18 protein-coding genes are annotated in these 20,176 nt (G+C 42.1%); 5 read left to right on the top strand and 13 right to left on the bottom strand.

All coding sequences use genetic code 11. The annotated features are described in order from the left end of the window. Positions 1 to 25: 25 nt before the first annotated feature. From IQ13_RS10000 to IQ13_RS09975, 6 genes are all read right to left on the bottom strand, one after another. Positions 26 to 295 carry a hypothetical protein gene (locus tag IQ13_RS10000; protein ID WP_144886196.1) on the bottom strand — a complete coding sequence of 90 codons (270 nt, stop codon included), beginning with the start codon at positions 293 to 295 and terminating at the stop codon, positions 26 to 28. Positions 296 to 412: 117 nt separating this feature from the next. Beyond that, entirely contained in the window at positions 413 to 1,039 is a 627-nt protein-coding gene (locus IQ13_RS09995; RefSeq protein ID WP_144886195.1) for a SprT-like domain-containing protein, read from the bottom strand. Next, positions 1,036 to 1,434 carry a hypothetical protein gene (locus IQ13_RS09990; RefSeq protein ID WP_144886194.1) on the bottom strand — a complete coding sequence of 133 codons (399 nt, stop codon included), beginning with the start codon at positions 1,432 to 1,434 and terminating at the stop codon, positions 1,036 to 1,038. The genes IQ13_RS09995 and IQ13_RS09990 overlap by 4 nt, the downstream gene beginning before the upstream one ends. Further along, the gene (locus IQ13_RS09985; protein WP_144886193.1) at positions 1,431 to 1,670 is read right to left on the bottom strand and encodes a hypothetical protein; all 240 of its coding nucleotides are present in this window, start codon (positions 1,668 to 1,670) and stop codon (positions 1,431 to 1,433) included. Before IQ13_RS09985 ends, IQ13_RS09990 begins: the two co-directional genes overlap by 4 nt. Continuing rightward, on the bottom strand, positions 1,648 to 2,085 hold the full coding sequence (locus tag IQ13_RS09980) for a bactofilin family protein (RefSeq protein ID WP_144886192.1): 438 nt from the start codon (positions 2,083 to 2,085) through the stop codon (positions 1,648 to 1,650). The genes IQ13_RS09985 and IQ13_RS09980 overlap by 23 nt, the downstream gene beginning before the upstream one ends. A 12-nt stretch (positions 2,086 to 2,097) precedes the next feature. After that, positions 2,098 to 2,499 (bottom strand): hypothetical protein, encoded by a 402-nt coding sequence (locus tag IQ13_RS09975; protein WP_144886191.1) that lies wholly within the window; start codon positions 2,497 to 2,499, stop codon positions 2,098 to 2,100. Between the two features lie 124 nt (positions 2,500 to 2,623). Between IQ13_RS09975 and porW the strand changes: the two genes are divergently transcribed. Together porW and IQ13_RS09965 are read left to right on the top strand one after the other, a co-directional pair. After that, entirely contained in the window at positions 2,624 to 5,692 is a 3,069-nt protein-coding gene (gene porW, locus IQ13_RS09970; RefSeq protein ID WP_144886190.1) for a type IX secretion system periplasmic lipoprotein PorW/SprE, read from the top strand. An 85-nt stretch (positions 5,693 to 5,777) separates the two neighbouring features. Then, entirely contained in the window at positions 5,778 to 8,150 is a 2,373-nt protein-coding gene (locus IQ13_RS09965) for a transglycosylase domain-containing protein (RefSeq protein ID WP_144886189.1), read from the top strand. Positions 8,151 to 8,184: 34 nt separating this feature from the next. On the opposite strand, the gene IQ13_RS09960 is transcribed toward IQ13_RS09965, so the two are convergent. Continuing rightward, positions 8,185 to 8,475 carry a hypothetical protein gene (locus IQ13_RS09960; RefSeq protein ID WP_144886188.1) on the bottom strand — a complete coding sequence of 97 codons (291 nt, stop codon included), beginning with the start codon at positions 8,473 to 8,475 and terminating at the stop codon, positions 8,185 to 8,187. Between the two features lie 192 nt (positions 8,476 to 8,667). Between IQ13_RS09960 and glmS the strand changes: the two genes are divergently transcribed. From glmS to IQ13_RS09945, 3 genes are all read left to right on the top strand, one after another. Further along, positions 8,668 to 10,503 carry a glutamine--fructose-6-phosphate transaminase (isomerizing) gene (gene glmS, locus IQ13_RS09955; protein WP_144886187.1) on the top strand — a complete coding sequence of 612 codons (1,836 nt, stop codon included), beginning with the start codon at positions 8,668 to 8,670 and terminating at the stop codon, positions 10,501 to 10,503. Positions 10,504 to 10,601: 98 nt separating this feature from the next. After that, the gene (locus tag IQ13_RS09950; RefSeq protein ID WP_144886186.1) at positions 10,602 to 12,734 is read left to right on the top strand and encodes a DUF4954 family protein; all 2,133 of its coding nucleotides are present in this window, start codon (positions 10,602 to 10,604) and stop codon (positions 12,732 to 12,734) included. A gap of 124 nt (positions 12,735 to 12,858) precedes the next feature. After that, positions 12,859 to 13,257 (top strand): DUF1801 domain-containing protein, encoded by a 399-nt coding sequence (locus tag IQ13_RS09945; protein WP_144886185.1) that lies wholly within the window; start codon positions 12,859 to 12,861, stop codon positions 13,255 to 13,257. A 141-nt stretch (positions 13,258 to 13,398) separates the two neighbouring features. Here IQ13_RS09945 and IQ13_RS09940 read toward each other — a convergent pair whose 3' ends face one another. The 6 genes from IQ13_RS09940 to IQ13_RS09915 form a co-directional block, all read right to left on the bottom strand. After that, entirely contained in the window at positions 13,399 to 14,718 is a 1,320-nt protein-coding gene (locus IQ13_RS09940) for a citrate (Si)-synthase, eukaryotic (RefSeq protein WP_199758222.1), read from the bottom strand. 242 nt (positions 14,719 to 14,960) lie between these two features. Continuing rightward, positions 14,961 to 16,052 (bottom strand): LptF/LptG family permease, encoded by a 1,092-nt coding sequence (locus IQ13_RS09935; RefSeq protein WP_144886276.1) that lies wholly within the window; start codon positions 16,050 to 16,052, stop codon positions 14,961 to 14,963. A gap of 112 nt (positions 16,053 to 16,164) precedes the next feature. Beyond that, a complete protein-coding gene (locus tag IQ13_RS09930) occupies positions 16,165 to 16,956 on the bottom strand; it encodes a glycerophosphodiester phosphodiesterase family protein (RefSeq protein WP_242009524.1) in 792 nt (263 codons plus the stop codon). A 22-nt stretch (positions 16,957 to 16,978) separates the two neighbouring features. After that, positions 16,979 to 17,770, bottom strand: coding sequence for a carboxylesterase family protein (locus IQ13_RS09925; protein WP_144886182.1), 792 nt, complete (start codon positions 17,768 to 17,770; stop codon positions 16,979 to 16,981). A 64-nt stretch (positions 17,771 to 17,834) separates the two neighbouring features. Next, a complete protein-coding gene (locus IQ13_RS09920; protein WP_144886181.1) occupies positions 17,835 to 19,190 on the bottom strand; it encodes an endo-beta-1,2-glucanase in 1,356 nt (451 codons plus the stop codon). Positions 19,191 to 19,267: 77 nt separating this feature from the next. Continuing rightward, on the bottom strand, positions 19,268 to 20,155 hold the full coding sequence (locus IQ13_RS09915) for a LamG-like jellyroll fold domain-containing protein (RefSeq protein WP_144886180.1): 888 nt from the start codon (positions 20,153 to 20,155) through the stop codon (positions 19,268 to 19,270). Positions 20,156 to 20,176 lie beyond the last annotated feature (21 nt).

Below are 20,176 nucleotides of genomic sequence, written 5' to 3'. Positions count from 1 at the left end.
CCTTGGTTTTGAAAATTCCTTTAGTTTAAGGCTCGAATTCCATCATGGCGTCCATCAGACAGTCATGGGCTTTAGCTTGAGCACCATTTGGTCCATCCATTGTCTCTGCACAACGATAACAGACAATGGTTTCCCCCTGATAAGTAGTTGTTGCAGTTGCACACTCTTGCATTTGCTTAATACTGGCAGTTTTTGGTAATGAAATTTGTGGCTCGTCTTTTCTCATACGTTTTTCAGCTGCAAAGGACTCAAATGCAGCCATAAAAAGACAACCAATTAAAAATGCTTTTTTCATTTTAGCTTGTTTTGTGTTATAAATACGATTAACACTCTCAATAACAAAAAAAAAAAATGAAACTTCAAAATTTTTATTATAATTTTTATAAATGTGTTATCTTAAAGAATAAGTGTGTCATTCATTACCTATCACCTCCACCTCATACACCCCGCTGAACAAATAAACCGCACCGCTTTTTACATCAACAGCCTTATGCCGTTTACGCAGCTTTTCTTTCTTTTGAAAAATACGTCCGTCTTTTGTTTTGAATAATTGATCGTGTTGTAATTCTTCCACCAGCACTACTCCATCCTTCCGTGCATCGTAGTTACGTAACACACGCATCAAATGCTCTTCACCGCAACTGGTAGCCGATGGATTTTGCAGCGACTTCATCAACGCCTTTTCAATATCAGAGGGAAAGATTTTCTTCAGTAAAAACTGGGCAAGAATTTTTCCGTATTCATGTTTCCATTCTTTACCATGTGCAGCAATGCGGTGTCCGTAAAATTCAAAGGCAAGTAAGTGCGCAATTTCGTGCAGTAGTGTTACAAGAAAAGCATACTTGTTAAGATTACCATTTACACTGATGCGGTGATTTTTCTGGTTGATGGCATGACGGTAATCGCCGAGTATACTGTTGCGTTCTTTGGTAATGGTTAAGTGAATTTTGTACCGGTGCAGGTATTCCAGCACAGGTTCCAACGAACCTTCGGGAACATACGCAGCTAATGCATGTAAAGGAACTTCCTTTTTACTCATTTGCCTTTCTGCTGTTTCATCATACGGAAAATGGTCCGCACTTCAATAAAAGAGTAAATGAAATACAAACCCATGGAAATATATACAGCTGTGCGGTTAATTTTTGTGGCAGTAGATGCATAAATCAATACAGCTGCTGCAACAACAATCATTTTAATCATCAACGATGCATATACGCCACGCAGAAACACCTGTGCATTGTTGGTAGTAAATCCTTTGATATGAAAAAGAAGAGAAACCAATGTAACGGCAAACACAATCAGGTTGCCTGTCATGAGTACATTAAGATCGATATTGTTAGTTGCAAGCCAGTTTCTGCTTAATAAACTGATGCAGCTTACCGCTGCAAATAAACCAAGAATAGGAACGATCAACTTACTTTTTTGTGCATTCATTTCTTCTTCGATGTGTCTTTAACTACCCGCACAAGCAAACCTGTTATAACCAGCACGGGCAACACAAATGCAAATAAATGAAAATTCAGGTTCAGCCAGCCATCTGTTTTTATTCCAAGAAAAACGGCAATACCAAGCGCCGCCATAATCTGCATAGCTAAACCTGAATACTCCAGCAAATAAGCCGAAGTGCTTTTATATTTTTTAGGATCCTTATTGGTCGTTTGCTGCTGCATGTACCTGGTCTTTCGCAATATCTACCACGTTTGCCAGTGGTGCTTTCGATACAGCTTCTGCTCCCATGTGGCATTCGCCGTTAAAGGAAGCAGTTGCATCTACCTGTAACTGACCGGCATAAATATTTCCATTAATCTGGCAGCTGCCTTTCAGGTACAACAGCTCGGTAACTTTAATAGTGCCGGTAATTGCACCCAACACATCGGCTTGTTGTGCAATTACATCGCCGGTAATTTTGCCCGAAGGGCCTACTAATACTTTGGAAGAAGTGGTGAGGTTGCCCACCAATGTGCCATCAACCCGAATATCGCCTTTAGCGCTGATGTTACCTTTAATTTCGGTACCCTGTGCCACTATGGTAGCCACACCTGTTGCGTACTCTTTTTCCGAGGAACTGGATTTGCTGTTGAACATATGCGTTGGTTTTTATTGCGTTGATCGTTCTACTTCCGGTATTTTTAAGGTAGCAGTATCTAACACAGTTGTTTTCACATCGCCCGATAACACTTTTTTCAGGTTTTCAAGATACTGATCTTTATACAACATCGATTTCTCTAACGAATCAATTTTGGTTTTATAAAAGATCAACTCCTTCCGCTGACTTTGCGAACCATACCCCGGTAAATAATATTTGAGGTTGGTAAACGTAATCAGCGCTACCGTAAGCCCCACTAATAATACAAAAATGGTGCTAAGAGTAATATAAACGCTCAACCTGGATAATTTAAACGTCACCACTTCCTCGTACGTATCATCGTTCATCACCACCAAACGGTAACGGTTTCGTAATCGTTTCAACGTACTTTCTGCATCAATTCGTTTTGCCATAGCGTAAATGAGGGCTAAATTTACTGTTTACCAAGGGTAAAAAAAGAATTTCTTCCCTATTTTACCCCGAATTAAAATATTTTTGACCGTATTGAGTTATAAAAAAAAACAAGTAAACGCCTGCATGCAGCCAATTCTTGTACCAAAATTCCGACTGTTCTTCTTCTTGTTCCTGCTGGGCTGCTTTTCTGCATCGGCACAACCCGATTTTACATTGCCGCTGGTAAAACCCAAAAAATACGAGAACAAAACATTGGGTTCGGAAAAAACCGATGAAAAAAAGTTTACACTACCCCGTAAAATTTACCAGAGCACGGTAACGCATTATAACTTTTATTATAACGCTACCAATAAAATAAATGCCATCCTTGAAAGGGCAAAGGCAAGTCACAGGGATGATTATACGCAGCTGCTTCCTTTCTATAATTATTCAACCAACATTACCGCTGCCGATTCGGCCGAACTGGATTCGGTGATTTACAAAGCCACTGCCGGTATTGTACTGCACGATTTGCGCAACAGCTATATCGACGATATGTACCTGCTGATTGGTAAAAGTTATTACTACTGGCAGAAATACGATTCGGCTTACCGCATCTTTCAGTTCATTAATTATAACTTTTTCCCGAAAGGAAAAGACGAATACATTATTGTAGTTGGTGCCAACGATCGCTCTACCAAAGGCGATCTCAACATTGCCACCAAAGAAAAAAACAGTTTGCTGCACCGAGCCTTTACCAAAGCACCCAGCCGAAACGATGCCTTGCTGTGGCTGGCCCGTACGTATGCAGAGGATAATCTTTTTCCGGAAACGTACAGCTTAGTGAATCTGCTGAAAAAAGATCCCACCTTTCCGAAACGCTTGCACGGCAAATTAAACGAAGTACAGGCCTATTCTTTTTACAAGCAAGAGCAATGGGACAGTACCGCTTTTTACTTAAAGAACGCATTGAGCGAAGCAGCCGATAAAACAGAATTAGCCCGTTGGGAATATTTGCTGGCGCAGCTGTATGCAAAAACCAATCAACCCGATCTTGCATCAGACTATTTCAACAAAGCAAAAGCGCATACAACTGATCCTGTATTGTACATCCATGCACGCATTTACGAAGCGCAGCTGGTAAAGAAAGAAGGCGCAACTGCAACAATGGATGAAACATTGGCTGACCTGTTGAAACTATCGAAGAAAGAACGTTTTGATGGATATGAAGATGTATTGTTTTATGCTGCTGCCAACGCAGCATTGCAAAAAGGCGATACCACACAAGCCATGAATTTGCTGAAGCGCAGTGTTACTTACCAAACTGAAAACCCCTCCGTAAAAAATCAGGCGTTTGTACAGTTATCCGAACTGGCGTATCGCCGCAGAGATTATATACTCGCCTCCTCATCGCTCGACAGTGCTAATTTGAACGACCCTGCATTTGCCGAACAGAGTGTGCAGCTGCAAAACAAACAACAACTGTTGAAACAACTGGTGCAATTAATTACCGTTGTAAAACAGCAGGACAGTTTGCAGACTGTAGCAAAAATGCCAGAGAAAGAAATGGACAGTTACCTGCGTTCCCTTGCAAGAAAGCTGCGCCGGGAAAGAGGGCTGAAAGAAGAAATGGCCTACACACCTGCTGTGCTTACAGGTAATCCGCAGGATGTCAATACGCCTTTGTTTACCAACGCCGGCAGTGGTAACAGCTGGTATTTTTATAATGCATCACAAAAGGCAAAAGGATTTAATGAGTTTAAAGCGAAATGGGGCAATCGTCCGAATATCGATAACTGGCGCAGGCAAAGTGCTGTTGATGCCACAGCCTCTTTCGCCAACAACAATAAACCGCAGGCCGATGTGAGACCTGGTGATGAAAACAGCATCGATCCTAATACTATTCCATCGGATGAATTAACAGTTGATGGTCTGAAATCCCGTTTGCCGCTCACCGAAGAACAGGTGTTGGCATCGAATAAAAAAATTGCTGAATCCTTATTTGAACAGGGACAGATCTACAAAAATCAACTGGAAGATTATGCCCAGGCTGCTGCGGTGTTTGAAGAACTGTGGAAGCGTTTCGGCAATTACGAAAAGGAAGAAGAAGTGTTGTTTGAATTATTCTATTGCTACAATAAGCTGGGCGATAAACAACGGGCTGCCTACTTTCAACAGGAGTTGAAAAAGAAATATCCCAATGGCGATCCTGTGCAGAAAATAACTGCCGCCAACAATCCTGTGAAGCCGGGAAAAGATGAAAAAACAATTGTGTACGAACGAGTATACGATCTCTTCATCTCCGGTAAGTTCGATGAAGCAGCACAACAGAAAAAACTTGCCGATTCTGTTTATGGCAATTCATACTGGACGCCGCAGTTGCTCTACATTGAAGCGTTGTACCACATCAAACAAAAAAACGATAGTGTTGCTATTGTAACACTCACCAATCTCGAACGCAATTTCCCCGGTTCGCCCATGGCCGACAAAGCAGCCGTAATGAAGGATGTGGTGAGCAGAAGAGCTGAAATTGAAGATTATCTTACACGCACCAATATTGTTCGCCAAACAGAAGACAGTATTGTTATTCCGTTCGATGAGGGCCCGAAGGTGAACAAGATCGTTCAGGATAAAAAACAACAGGATAATAAGATTGTAACCGGTAATCAGCCAACACAAAACAACGCCAACATTACACGACCGGCAGCACCCGTACAAAAAACGGAAGTAGAAAAAACCGACCGGAATAATGCAAGTAAAATCGGCATCAATCCAAAAACAGCAAAAGATACCACTACGCTTAAACCTATGAAAGAGGTGAAAGTTGAAACCGCCTATATCTATAATTCCAACGAACCTTATACGGTGCTAATTTATTTCGACCAGGTAGACCCTGTGTACATCAGCGAAGCAAAGAATGCGTTTCAGCGGTATAACAACGCTTCGCACAGTGGCGAAACAATTGGCTTGAAAGTAAACGATGCCGATAAAGAAACCCTGTGGATGGAAATGGGCATGTTCTCCGATGTAACCATCGCCATGGGTTATATGGACGAATGGAAGAAGAATGCAAGGCAGATTATTCCCTGGTTGACCGAGTCGAAATATAAGTTTATCGTTATATCAGAACGGAACCTCGAACTACTCAAAACCAGGAAGAATATGGAAGAATACAGGCTCTTCCTGCAGCAGCACATCAAAGATAAATTTTAGTTTTTTTACGACAGTTGCACTCCTTTAATTGTTATAGATTTGTCTGGTACTGAATTTGCAATAATTCAGCTTTTAAAATTCGAATATGCGTACACCCATCAAATATCTCTGGCGTGCATTTTTTATCTGCATTGGCTTATTTGTGGTAATTGTAGTTGGAGCCAATTTTGGTTTGTTAGGTAAAATGCCATCGCTGGAGGAACTCGAAAATCCTTCGGCTTCACTTGCCAGTGAGGTGATTGCTTCCGATGGAACCATGATGGGTAAGTTTTATCTTGAAGACAGAACCAATGTAGAGTACAAAGACATTTCGCCCAACATTGTAAAAGCGTTGGTTGCGGCCGAGGATGAACGCTTTTATGATCACTCCGGTATTGATGGCCGTTCACTGGCAAGAGCTGTCGTAAAGCTTGGTAGTGATGGTGGTGGCAGTACTATTACCCAACAGTTGGCATTGAACCTGTTTGGTGGTCGTGCAAAAAATAAAGTACGCCGGCTGTTTCAAAAAATTCAGGAGTGGATTATTGCTGTAAAGCTGGAACGCAACTTTACCAAAGATGAAATTATAGCACTCTACCTCAACACGGTTGAGTATAGCGACAACGTGTTTGGTATCCGCAACGCATCCAAAACATTTTTCCAGAAAGAACCGGCGCTTGTTACAGTTGATGAAGCAGCATTGCTCATTGGTATGGTAAACGCACCGTATGCTTACAATCCTCGTTTGTTTCCTCCACGTGCTATGCAAAAACGCAATGCTGTAATTAACGATATGGTGCGGAATAAATTTGTTTCGGAGAGTGACGGTGAATCGTTGAAGAGCAAACCCATCAACTTAAAATATAAAAAGCTCGATGAAAGTACAGGTCTTGCCCCCTACTTCCGTGATGTGTTGCGTGATTTTATGAAGAAGTGGGCGAAAGAACATACCAAGCCAAACGGAGACAACTATAATATTTACAGGGATGGTTTAAAAATTTATACCACCATCAATCCACGTATGCAGTTGTATGCCGAAGAAGCAGTATCGAAGCACATGAGTGCATTGCAGAAAAACTACTGGACCTTACCCTGGATAAAAACCAACAGCATCTGGAAAGGACACGAAAAAATTCTGGAACGTGCCATGAAGGAAAGTGATCGCTGGCGCAAGATGGAACAGGCAGGCGCAAGCGAAGAGGAGATCCGCAAAGCGTTCGAAACAAAAACGAAGATGAAGGTATTTGCCTGGAACAGCAAACGTGAAACAGATACGATCATGACACCGTTTGATTCCATTCGTTATCACCGTATGATCATTCAAACCGGTTTTATGGCAATGGATCCGTTTACCGGCGAAGTAAAAGCATGGGTTGGCGGTGTAAACTTTAAAAACTTTAAATACGATCACGTTAATCCTAATACCAAACGCCAGGTAGGTTCAACCTTTAAACCGATCCTGTATGCGTATGCAGTTGAAAATGGTTTTACACCTGAAACGCCCTTACCAAGCGGACCGATTAATCTTGGTGGAAAAATCATTACAGGAACCGGCGGACCAATGGCTATCTGTTTAGCGTTTTCGAAAAACCCCGGTGCGGCTTACTTGATGAATCAGTTTGGTGTAAAACCGGTTATTACGTTTGCCAAAAGCACAGGTATTACCAGTGAAATGCCTCCCTATCCTTCCATTGCATTAGGTGCTGCAGAAATAAGTGTGTTTGAAATGATGCAGGCTTATACCATGTTCCCCACGAATGGCATGACCACGCAACCCATCTTTATCACACGCATTGAAGATCGTAACGGTAATATCTTACAATCATACGCACCCGAACAAAAAGTGGTGCTGAGCGAATCGGCTGCATTTACAATGGTGAAAATGATGCAGGGTGTAATTGATATTGGTACCGGCCGACGTTTGCGTGGTATGGGTTTAACCGGAGAAATTGCGGGTAAAACAGGTACAACCAACGATAATACCGATACCTGGTTTATCGGTTACACGCCACAGTTATTAGCCGGCGGCTGGGTTGGTTGCGATGATCCTTTCCTGAAAATGGTGGGCGAAGGTAACCGTACAGCACTGCCTATCTGGGGTTACTTTATGGATCGTGTACAAAGCGATAAAACATTGGGCATATCCAGAGATGCAAAGTTTGTACAACCGGAAAGTATGAAGGTGGAAACCTTTATGGACTTTGAAAACTTTGCCGATAAATACCGTAACGAACCCGATGCAGAAAATCCGGATGCAGGTAATGGAACATCATCAGACTATAACGATCTGCAGTTAACACCCGATCCAACGCTTGGACCGGAATCGCAGATCAACGAAGAAAACAAAGTGTTACAGGAAGCAAAAAAGCAAGACGATAAAAAACAAGAGCCGAAGAAAGATGCAGCAACAGATAAAAACAAACGTGCTGCGGATACAACAAAGAAAAAGTGGTGGCCCTTCCGCAAAAAAAATAACTGATAAAAAAATGCCCCGGTTAACCGGGGCATTTTTTTTATGACAATGATGTGCTCCATGCCAGTTTATAAATACCATCCCCACCCTTTACACAGGTAAACAAAAAACTGGTGATAAAAGGAATATGAAACTGCTCCTGCTCATTGTTCAGCAAAATGGTACCGCTGAGATAAATAGTGGAAGAAGATGTTTCCAACGCTTCGCTGTCAACAGGTACACGTTGTAAACCATACCCAAGATCGAAACGGCGGTAAGCCAATTGTTCAACCAGGTTTTCTAACAGTTCCAGACTGTCGAGTGTAGCGGCAATGTGAATGTTGTTGTTCATGATCCTTTCTTTTTAGCAGATCAACCAATCGCCTCAATTGTTACCTCTCTTCACGTATATGATGCAGCAACCGCTTGTACGATTAATAAAGAAATGTGAAAGCTGTAAAAAGCTGCTTTTCCAAGTGAGAAATTTATCCCCCATCCATAGCTATATTTTTGCATCTTTGCAACAAACAAACTACTGATTAACATGTGCGGAATCGTTGGCTATATAGGGTCAAGAGAGGCCTATCCTATTGTATTAAAAGGTTTGAAACGACTGGAATACCGGGGTTACGACAGTGCCGGTGTAGCGTTGTTAAACCACGGATTAAACGTCTATAAAAAGAAAGGCAAGGTTGCCCAGCTCGAAGAAGAAGTTATTGGTAAAGACATTCAATCGAATATTGGCATTGGTCACACACGTTGGGCAACACATGGCGAACCCAGCGACCGCAATGCGCACCCTCATCAATCAAAAAGCGGCAAGCTGGCCATGATCCACAATGGCATCATTGAAAACTATGTATCTATCAAAAACGAATTATTGAAAAAAGGATACACGTTCAAAAGCGATACTGATACCGAAGTTCTCCTCAACTTTATTGAAGACATCAAAACAAACAACGAATGCCCGCTCGAAGAAGCTGTACGTATTGCTTTACGTCGTGTGGTGGGTGCGTATGTTATTTTATTAATTGATGAAGATGATCCTGATACCATTATTGCTGCCCGTAAAGGAAGTCCGTTGGTAATTGGTATTGGTAAGAACGAACATTTTCTGGCCAGTGATGCATCGCCCATTATTGAATACACCAAAGAAGTAGTGTATGTAAACGATTACGAACTGGCGATTGTAAAAGCCGATGAACTGATTCTGAAGAATCTCGGCAACGAAAAAATTACACCCTATATTCAAAAGCTCGATCTTGAATTAGCTGCCATTGAAAAAGGCGGTTACGATCATTTCATGATCAAAGAAATTAATGAGCAACCACATACCATTGAGGATTGTTTACGTGGCCGTTTAGATGCACAAAGCGGCCGCATTACCATGGCCGGTGTAGAGAACAATATTGAGCAGTTGAAAAACGCACAACGCATTGTGATGATTGCTTGCGGCACCAGCTGGCATGCAGGTCTTGTAGCAGAATATATTTTTGAAGAGCTCTGTCGTATTCCTGTTGAAGTGGAATATGCAAGCGAGTTCCGCTACCGTAATCCTGTTATCAACAAAGGAGATGTGATCATTGCTATTTCGCAAAGCGGCGAAACAGCAGATACCATTGTGGCGATTGACAAAGCAAAAGAACAAGGTGCGTTTATTTTTGGTGTGGTGAATGTGGTGGGCAGTTCCATTGCACGTTTATCGCATGCAGGTGCTTACACACATGCAGGACCGGAAATTGGTGTGGCCAGTACCAAAGCATTTACGGCTCAGTTAGCAGTATTAACAATGGTAGCGTTGAAGATTGCCATTGAAAAAGGAACCATTACACACGAACGTTACATGCAACTCTTAAACGAACTGCATGCCGTACCTGAAAAAGTAAAAACCTTACTTGAAAGAGCAGACGAGGTGAAAGCGATTGGTTTGAAGTATAAAGACGCCAGCGACTTCTTATATCTTGGTCGTGGATACAATTTCCCGGTAGCATTGGAAGGCGCATTGAAGCTGAAAGAAATTTCGTACATCCATGCCGAAGGTTACCCGGCTGCAGAAATGAAACACGGACCGATTGCATTAGTGGATGAAAAACTGCCTGTTGTATTTGTCGCAACAAAAGATGCGTACTATGAAAAAGTAGTGAGCAATATCCAGGAAATTAAAGCACGTAAAGGACAGGTAATTGCAGTGGTAACAGAAAATGATGAAGTGATTCCTTCGATGAGTAACGACATGATGTATGTGCCGGAAGCTGATGAAATTGTAGCGCCGATGCTGAGTGTAATTCCGCTACAGCTACTCTCTTATTACATTGGTGTAGCCAAAGGATTTGATGTAGATAAACCGAGAAATCTTGCAAAGAGTGTAACGGTTGAATAGTTTGTTGCAGGTTACATGTTTCCTGTTACAGGTCAGGAAACATGTAATTTAAATTATATTACCTGAAACAAGCAACCTGTAACCTGCAACCATTCTTTATGAACCAGATCACCAAACAACCGATTGCCGGCATTGGTTACGAATTTATTCCGAAGCAGTTTCTGCCAAAAGGAAAAGACGAATACTATCTGCGCAATAAACAAAACCGCAGCGGTATCAACTACCGTAAACTTTCTGCACTCGAAATTGAAGTGCTGGTGCGTAACCGCAATGCCTCCGACAACTGGAATAACATTTTGGTATCCGATGCATTCAATCCAGAGCTGGTAAAAAACTGTAAGTTCTTCGGGCTGGTGCGTATTGGAAAACTGGAACCTTACTATCTCGAGTTTCACTCCATCAAATTACAGGTTGGTTTATACAACAGCACCATCATCAGCTGCGATTTTGGTGAAAATGTGGTCATCGATAATGTGCATTACCTCTCCCACTACATCATTGGCAATGAAGTAATCATTACCAATGTGCACGAAATGGGTACCACCAACTATGCCAAGTTTGGTAACGGTATTTTAAAAGAAGGGGAAGATGAAAAGATCCGCATCTGGCTGGAAGTGTGCAATGAAAATGCAGGACGAAAAATTATTCCCTTCAATGGCATGTTACCAGGCGATGCCTGGTTATGGAGCCGCAACAGAGATAACGATCAGCTGCAACAGAAATTCAAAGAGTTTACAGAAAGTAAATTCGATAAGCTTCGTGGTTATTATGGCAAAGTGGGCGACCGTACTGTTATTAAAAGTTGCGATATCATCAAAGACGTTTGGATTGGCAGTGATGCGTATTTGAAAGGTGCCAACAAACTGAAAAATCTCACTATCAATTCAGCACCCGAAGCAAGTTCACAAATTGGCGAAGGCTGCGAACTGGTAAATGGAATTATTGGTGAAGGCTGTCGTATTTTCTATGGTGTAAAGGCAGTGCGTTTTTACATGGCATCACATTCGCAGTTGAAATACGGCGCACGACTCATCAACTCTTATCTTGGCAACAATGCTACTATCTCCTGCTGCGAAGTTTTGAACTCACTCATTTTCCCTGCGCATGAACAACACCACAACAACTCATTCTTGTGTGCAGCAACGGTAATGGGACAAAGCAATATTGCTGCAGGTGCAACACTGGGCAGTAATCACAATAGTCGCAGTGCCGATGGTGAAATGATTGCCGGCCGTGGTTTCTGGCCGGGGCTTTGTGTAAGTATCAAACACAACTCCCGCTTTGCATCGTACACGTTATTAGCAAAAGGTGATTATCCTGCAGAACTTTCTATTCCTTTTCCGTTTGCCCTGGTAAGTAACGATACCGCCAATGATCAATTGGTTGTAATGCCGGGCTATTGGTTTATGTACAATATGTATGCACTTGCACGTAATGCCTGGAAATATATTGACAGAGATAAACGAATCGATAAAACACAAACCCTCGAATACGATTTTCTTGCACCCGACAGCATGAATGAAGTGATGCAAACATTGCAGCTGCTGGAGCAATACGCAGGCAAAAAAGCTTTGGATGAAAATATAGATACACTTGAAATACCGGCGGGCATTGTAGAAAACAGTAAACGCAAAGTTGTTGTACTAAAAGCATCAAAAAGTTACCAGCTCTTTAAAGAACTGATTACATATTATGCTGTTGAGCAGACCTTACAATTTGCATCAACGGTGAAATACAAAACCGCCGATGAACTGTTTGCACAATTGCCGAAAAAACAAAAACGCAGTGAGTGGGTGAATGTGGGTGGCCAGTTGATTCCCGTTACTGAACTCAATAGCCTGAAACAGAAAATTGTTAGCGGTAAAATAAAAAGCTGGGATGCCGTGCATGCATTTTATGCTACGCAGGCACAACACTATCCGCAACAGAAATTACAACATGCATTGAGTTGTTTGTTTGAATTAACAGGCACTGCAAAACTCACAAAAGAAAATTTCGTAGCATACCTGCAAAGCTATCTTGCAACCAAAACATGGATGGTGGAAGGCATTGCATCATCCAGAGCAAAAGATTATACCAGTCCCTTCCGTAAAATGATGTACGAAACAGAAGCCGAGCTGGAAGCAGTAACCGGTAAGCTGAAAGAAAACAGTTTCATCCTTGAACAGCAGGAAGAGTTGAAGCAAACAAAAGCTGCTGTACAAAAAATGGTGAAGCAGTTGAAGCTCTGATGATAAAGTTTTTTTTCACCGCAGAGAAAAAAGAATACAAAGACAAGCGCAGAGGTTAAACTCTCTTCCTCCTTTCTCTGCGGTAAGAAATATCTTTGAAACAACCTCAATATTATTTTAACTAATGAATCGCCTTGTGGATGAATACATCGAAAGCCTGCCCGATGAGAAACGGGAAATAGCCGAACAGCTTCGTGAAATGATCCTCACACTGATTCCGCATGTGCAGGAAAAACTCAGCTTTAAAATTCCCTTCTATCATTATCATGGCATGTTCTGTTACCTCAACGAAGTAAAGGATGGGATTGATCTTGGTTTATGCCGTGGTAAAGATTTGGTTGATGTATTACCACAACTGGAACAAGGCAAACGGGTGATGGTAGCCTCTGTTATTATCCGTAACAAAAAGGAAATTCAAACAAAACAAATTGATGAAGTATTGCTTACTGCTGCGAACTGGCAGGAAGAAGCAAAGCGTTTGAAAATTTCAATGATCAAAACAAAGAAGAAAAAAGCCAAATAAACCTTTCATCCCGACGAAGGAGGATCATCTCCCGGGCAATTGTACAAAAGATCAACAGTTCCCTCGTGTCTTGGGATGACATACAATTCAACAAAAAAGCCGCTTCTTCCGAAGCGGCTTTACTTATTTTATCAAGTGAAATTATTCACCCCAGATATTATCTTTTCCATCGAGCCATTTTTTCACCAAATCAGTTGTAATGGATTTTGGACGCTCTAACGGGAAGCCCAATGCACGATCCCAGATAAGGCTGGCCATTACACCCAATGCACGGCTTACAGCAAACAACACGGTGTAAAATTCATATTCCACCATACCGTAGTGTACCAGCAAAGCACCACTGTGCGAATCAACATTCGGCCATGGGTTCTTTACTTTACCGAGTGATTGTAAAATCGGCGGCACCACTTCATAAATATTCCAAACGGTGTTTACCAGTTTATCATCGGGCATATGCTTTTTACCAAACTCCATTTGTGCTGTAAAGCGAGGATCGGTTTTGCGCAATACAGCATGACCGTAACCTGGCACCACTTTTCCTTCACCCAATGTTTTCTTTACGTAATCTGCAATCTGTACTTTATCCGGTGCATCGGTGCCTAATGCTTCCTGCATTTCGAAAATCCACTTAATTACTTCCTGGTTAGCCAAACCGTGCAACGGACCGGCCAAACCATTCATACCTGCAGCGTAAGCTAAATAAGGATCGCTCAATGCAGAACCAACAAGGTGTGTGGTGTGTGCCGATACGTTACCACCTTCATGATCGGCATGGATGGTCATGTACAAACGCATCAGTTCCATAAAACCTTTGTCTTCGTAACCGAGCATGTGTGCCAGGTTACCCGACCAGTCGAGCAAACCATTCGGATGAATATGATCGCCGTTTTTATATTTCCGGCGGTAGATGTAGGCTGCAATACGGGGCAAACGTGCAATTAACGTCATTGCATCATCAAACACCGGTTCCCAGTAATCTTTTTTATTAATACCCTCTGCATATTGTTTGGCAAAAATACTTTCTGTCTGCAGGGCCATTACACCCACCACAAACATCGTCATCGGGTGTGTTTGCAACGGCAATGCATCAATAGCATCAAATACATGGTTGGGTACATGGCTGCGGCGCATCCAGTTATCGGTAACAGAGTTAACCATTGCATCATCGGGCAAATCGCCGGTCAGCATCAGGTAAAACAAGCCTTCGGGTAATGGCTGCTCGCCACCATTTGGAAATTTCGGCAGCTTTTGTTGTAACTCGGGAATCGTAAATCCACGAAAACGAATACCTTCCTGTGAGTCGAGCAAAGAGGTTTCGGTAACCAATCCTGTTATACCACGCATACCCTGATAAATTTGAGACAGGGTAACCTCTCCGGCCACCTTATTCCCATGCTCTTTCAGTATATTTTTTATCTCGGCACTGGCCGCTTCCGCTTTCTCTTTAAACCGTTCTTTCATGTGTGTATTTATTATGGTTTTAATGGAACACATGTATAACCAACCATCCTGCAATGCCCGGCTACAGTACGAATGAATCCGGGTAACAGCAGATCTAATTCCTGGGTGGTTATTGCATATCCCTGTTTAAGTTTATTCTTGAAATAATCGCTTGTAAGTGTTGTTACTTGCGAATCCGTCAAAGTTAACCAATAAGCACTTTCATAACAATTAACAAATGCTAAAAGTTGTTGAAACAAACGCTATTTAGGTGCACGTTTATACAACCGGTAGGCAATGAAAGCGAAAATTACATTGGGTATCCATGCCGCAATAATAGGCGGAAGATTGCCTTTTGTAGAAAACACCATGGAGAATTTATCAACCACAATAAAGGTTACGCCAATAATAAACGCCAGGGCCAGGTGAAAGCCACTGCCCCCTCTTATTTTCCTGCAGGCAAGAATAGCAGCGATCATCGTCATTACAATTACTGAAATAGCACTGGCATCACGCCGGTAGCGTTCAAACTTAATGGCATTCACCCCTTCCGATCCACGGATCTGCTCCTGCTTAATAAAACGGTTGAGCGCTGGTGTTTTCAGTTTATCTTTTTTAAAGTCATCTTCCGAAATATCGCTGGGCAGGTATCCCATTTTTAAATAGTAGTTCGATAAGGTTTTTACTTCCTCATCAAGCCCGTTGATTTTGCGCTCAACTGCATTTTCCAGCTTCCATTGTTTTTTGGCCGTATCCCACAAAATCGATTCGGAACGCAGGTTGTAATACACCTGGTTATTCTTAACCTTTTCCAGAAAAAAGCCATTGCCGATTTTGGTAGTCGTATCGTAGTTACGCATACCGGCATAGGTGTACGTATCAACCCTGAAATGAATATTGTTGAGATACTGGCGTTGCTGCTTGGCAATATTGCCCATATCTACATACTTGTTCTCGAAATTGGTGCGGATGATGTTAGCAACCGGAATCAAAAAGTGATTGGCCAGTCCAAGCATCAACGCCAGAAAGATCCCCCCTACCCAATACGGACGAAGAATGCGGTTGAGGCTCATGCCCACACTCAGCATGGCTACAATTTCGCTGCGGAGTGCAAGTTTGGATGTAAAGAACACCACCGCAATCAATACAAACACCGGGAACAACAATGCTATGATATGTGGCAGAAACCCATAGTAATACTTGGTAACAATTTCGTTGAAGGTTAGCCCGCTGCGCACAAAATCTTCGCTTTTTTCACTGGCATCAATAGCCAATGTAATCATCGAAAAGATGAGGAGCAGGAAAAAGAAAGTCTTCAAAAACGACTTTAATATGTACCAATCGAGGATTTTCATGAATGCCTGCAAAGTAAGGGCAGATTTTGGAAAAGAAGTGTTAGAAATAAAAACCGGCCGTTTTCTGGAAAAACGGCCGGTAATACTCCCCGACCTTGGGATTAGCTGGCTTTTATTTCTTCAGCAGCCGAAACAACAACTCCGGCTCATTGGTAGTAATATAATCGAAGCCTTCTTTTAATAACCAGCTCATGGTTGTACTATCGTTTACCGTCCATGAATTCAAGGCAATACCGTTTTGTTTCGCTTCCGTAATCCATTGCGGATTTTTTTGAAAGAAAGAGTAATGATAATCGACGCCGTTAATCTTATCGGCCTTTACCTGTGCAGGCGATTTGTTGCCTTCGAGATATTGCAGCACAGCAGTTGCATCCAGCTCACGGATCTTCAGCAGAATATCATAATCAAAGCTGATGTACACAGCCATCGGTTCGGCATGTAAACGTTTTACCAGCTGTACTACTTTTTCAGCAATGCGTTTACCTCTTTCTTTACTGATGCCTGAAGGTTTTATTTCCAGAATTAAACGTGTAGAGGTATTGTTGGCTAATCCTGCTTCAAGGTATTGCTGGAGTGTGGGTAATGGCTCGTTGTTGGACAAACGAAACTGCATCAACTCTGCATATGTTACTTTTTCAATTTCCAGTTTATTGAAATGCGGATCGTGGTTGATCACAAGTGAATCATCGGCCGTCATACGTATATCAAATTCCGATCCTGTACATTTTAAACGAATCGCTTCCTTTAATGCTGCAATCGAATTTTCAGGCAGCTTATTCAGCTTAAAGGCACCACGATGTGCCACCACAGGGTTGGCCGCAAATTTTATGTTTTGTGTTGACTGCTTTGTTGCTGTACAGGATAAACAGAACAACAAACAAAGACTATAGCTGAAGCGTTTCACGTGTTTACTTTTAATTGTACTATTATTGTTTGCGCTGCTGAAATAACCACTGCAACAATTGTGGTTCTGCAAAGGCAGCATCCCAGCTGTTATGATTGGCATCGGGATAAAGCGTAAACTTCACCGAAGCTTTCTGCTGCTTTAATGCGGTTACCATCTTTTGCGAAAACTCCGGCAGCACTACATCATCTTTTCCTCCATGAAACACCCACCATTTTGTTTTAACCAATTGCGTGGCTGTTGCCGGATGCGCACCACCGCAAATAGGAACTGCTGCAGCAAAGGTATTGGGCATGCGTCGTACCAATTCAAATGTACCCATACCACCCATGGATAAACCCATTACATACATCTGCTTTTGCTGAATCCTATAACGCACCTGCAGGTTACCAACCAAACTCATCAGCAAACGTAATGGCGATGTTGGTTCACCATCGGCTACAAAATAAAAACTGCGTTTGCCGTTTTTTGTACCGCTTGTTACAGCCTGCACATTGCTCCAGTAATTGGTTGCCGAACATTGCGGAAACACAACAATGGCCGGGTATTTTTTACGGATGCTGTCCTGCAAAAAGAGTTTGGCACCGTGTGTTAATTGTTTTTCATTATCGTTACCGCTCTCTCCTCTTCCATGCAAAAACACAATCAGCGGATAGGTTTTTGCAGCATCATAATTCTCCGGCAACAGTATACGGTAAGGCAATATATCGCCGTATTGAATAAACCATTGCTTTTCGTAGAGGCTCATATCCTGCGCCTGTACATCAACAAATAAGAGTACGAATAAAAAAGCAAGTATACTTCTGTATTTCATGTTTCAAAATTATGTGGTGAAGTTTAGCTTTATCATTAACAAATGATGAAGCCTGTACACTTTTTTACTTTGCTAAATGCGGACTTTCAAATCCAAGTTTCTTCAACCCATCTTTTATTTCGGGGCAACTCATAAATAAATTCCAGAGTAAACCACTTCTGTAATTTTCCATCATTACTACTGCTGGTCCCTGATCTATTGCAAGGTAACGTGGCAGATACCAATTTTCCGTTTCACTGAAAGCATCATAAAAACCATACACGCCAAACAGTTTGTCTTTTTTGTTTGTGTACCAGTTTTTCATCGCCGCCATTGACTCCTTAGGTGTGTAAGGAAAAGATGATAAAGCTGCTGTTGGCGAAATAACACCGAGATCTCTGTCTTTGGTTGGTGCATGCCCTGCATAGCCTTTCATCGAATAGCTTGAGGTTAAACCCCAACTGTCTGGGCCATAACCTTTGTATCCGTTCAGGTTGTTAACACACCAACGATAATGAATCAACGTATGACCGGTATTGTGTTTCCAGTAATCGGCATACTTGTCTTTCAATCCACGTGGATCAAGACCGAGATATGAATAATGCGCCCAGAACAACGGACCTGCTGCTCCTTCTTTGTTATGATGATTCATCGACAACTTAATATCCTCAAAACCCGCAGGCAGTTCATTGATCTTACCGTTCTTTGCCCATCCTTCATGATACACTTCTGCAGGCACAGCATGTGTGGGCGATGCTGCTGCAAGTACATACATGATCAAACATTCATTATAACCATCCACTGCAAAATTCATCCGCCACGCATGGTTGGGACTCCAATGCCAGTACAATGCATTTTTTCCATTGCGGTACCAATCAAACTCTACTTCTTTCCAGAGTTTATCAATACGTGTGGCCAATGTTTTTTCTGTTGCAGAACCGTTTTGAAAATACTGCCGCACACAAAGCAAGCCCTGGATCATAAACGATGTTTCAACCAAATCACCTCCATCATCGTAACGGCTGAACGGTTTAACTTTTCCTGTTTCGCCATTCCACCAATGCGGCCATGCACCATGGAAGCGATCGGCTGTTTCTAAAAACTGTACGATCTTTTCCAGTCGTTGCCTTCCTTCATCTCTGCTGATAAATCCACGTTCAATACCAACAAGGATAGCCATTACACCAAAACCGCCGCCGCCGCTGGTAACAACGTTTTTATCGTTTTGCGGATAGATATTATCAACATGAAAACGTTCACGGGCCAAACCGCTGGTTGGTTCTGCACCATCCCAGAAGTATTGAAAGGTTGCACGCTGCACGTCGGTAAAAATGGCTTCGTCTTCTTTTGATGCAAATACAGTCTGCGTTGCAGGAACTTTTTTTGCATTGGAACACGCAAGCAAGAAACTGACAAGAATAACCGCTGAAAAAAACCGCATAAGAAAAATTATTGAACGTACAGAAATAAAAAAGCGTACACAGCAACGCATGCAACTGTGTACGCCTAAGAAATAAATTACTTATTGGCTTTACCTAAATTATACAATGCCTTAATAAATGCATCGGGTAAAGTACGGTTGAAGATTCGCAACTCATCCACTTGCCCTGTCATTGGTGCAAATGTAACATCGCTGCTAACCGATTTACCGGGAATACCATTGTAGTTTGAACCAATAATGACTTCACTTGGCTCATACGATTTAAATGAGTTATTACCTGTACCACGATTGGGAAAGTTGCCCACTTTTACACCATTCATCCAGATATTGAATACACCTGTTGTGTATTCGTATGTAAGAATGACGTGTACCCAGCTGTTGAGGCTTACTTTATCCTGTCCCGCACCACTGTTGACGTTATCCTGCGTACCGCCACTTACGGTTGCAAATGTGGGTTGAATACGCAGAACAGAATCGTTTGCTGCATTATAGCTTTGCGTGTTTAATGCAAAGTTGATGTTACCGGTGAAAACTCCCGGACGTGCCAGCTGAAACAGCATGGTACGTTTGCTTCCGTTATTACGGATCTTGATCCAGGTACTGATACTCCAGCTTTTAATTGTATCTGTTTTAAATTTCTGGAACTGCGTAGGGAAATATAAATATCCTGCAGTAAGACTTAGCGATTTACCACGCACAGCATCGGTTACATAACTGTCGCCTGCAGAAGAACCAGGGGCGGTACCGCTTTTCAATTCATTTTTCGTATCATCAAAGCTCCAGTATGCAATCAAGTTATCGGGAAAAATTTCATCCGAACTGTTGAAGCCATCGATCTTACCGGCATAATCGGCCGGGTTTACCGATGGCAGATTATTCGGATTACCATCGGGTTTGCACGACAATGCTGTTACCGTTAGTAGCAATGCGCCTGCAACTGTTTGTTTTATTTGAAATAGTTTCATTGTTTCAGTTTTTAAGAATCA

This window comes from Lacibacter cauensis (genome assembly GCF_007830055.1).
Taxonomy (GTDB): domain Bacteria; phylum Bacteroidota; class Bacteroidia; order Chitinophagales; family Chitinophagaceae; genus Lacibacter; species Lacibacter cauensis.
Note: the sequence above shows the minus strand (reverse complement) of the source record. Positions and strands in the feature narration are given on the sequence as shown.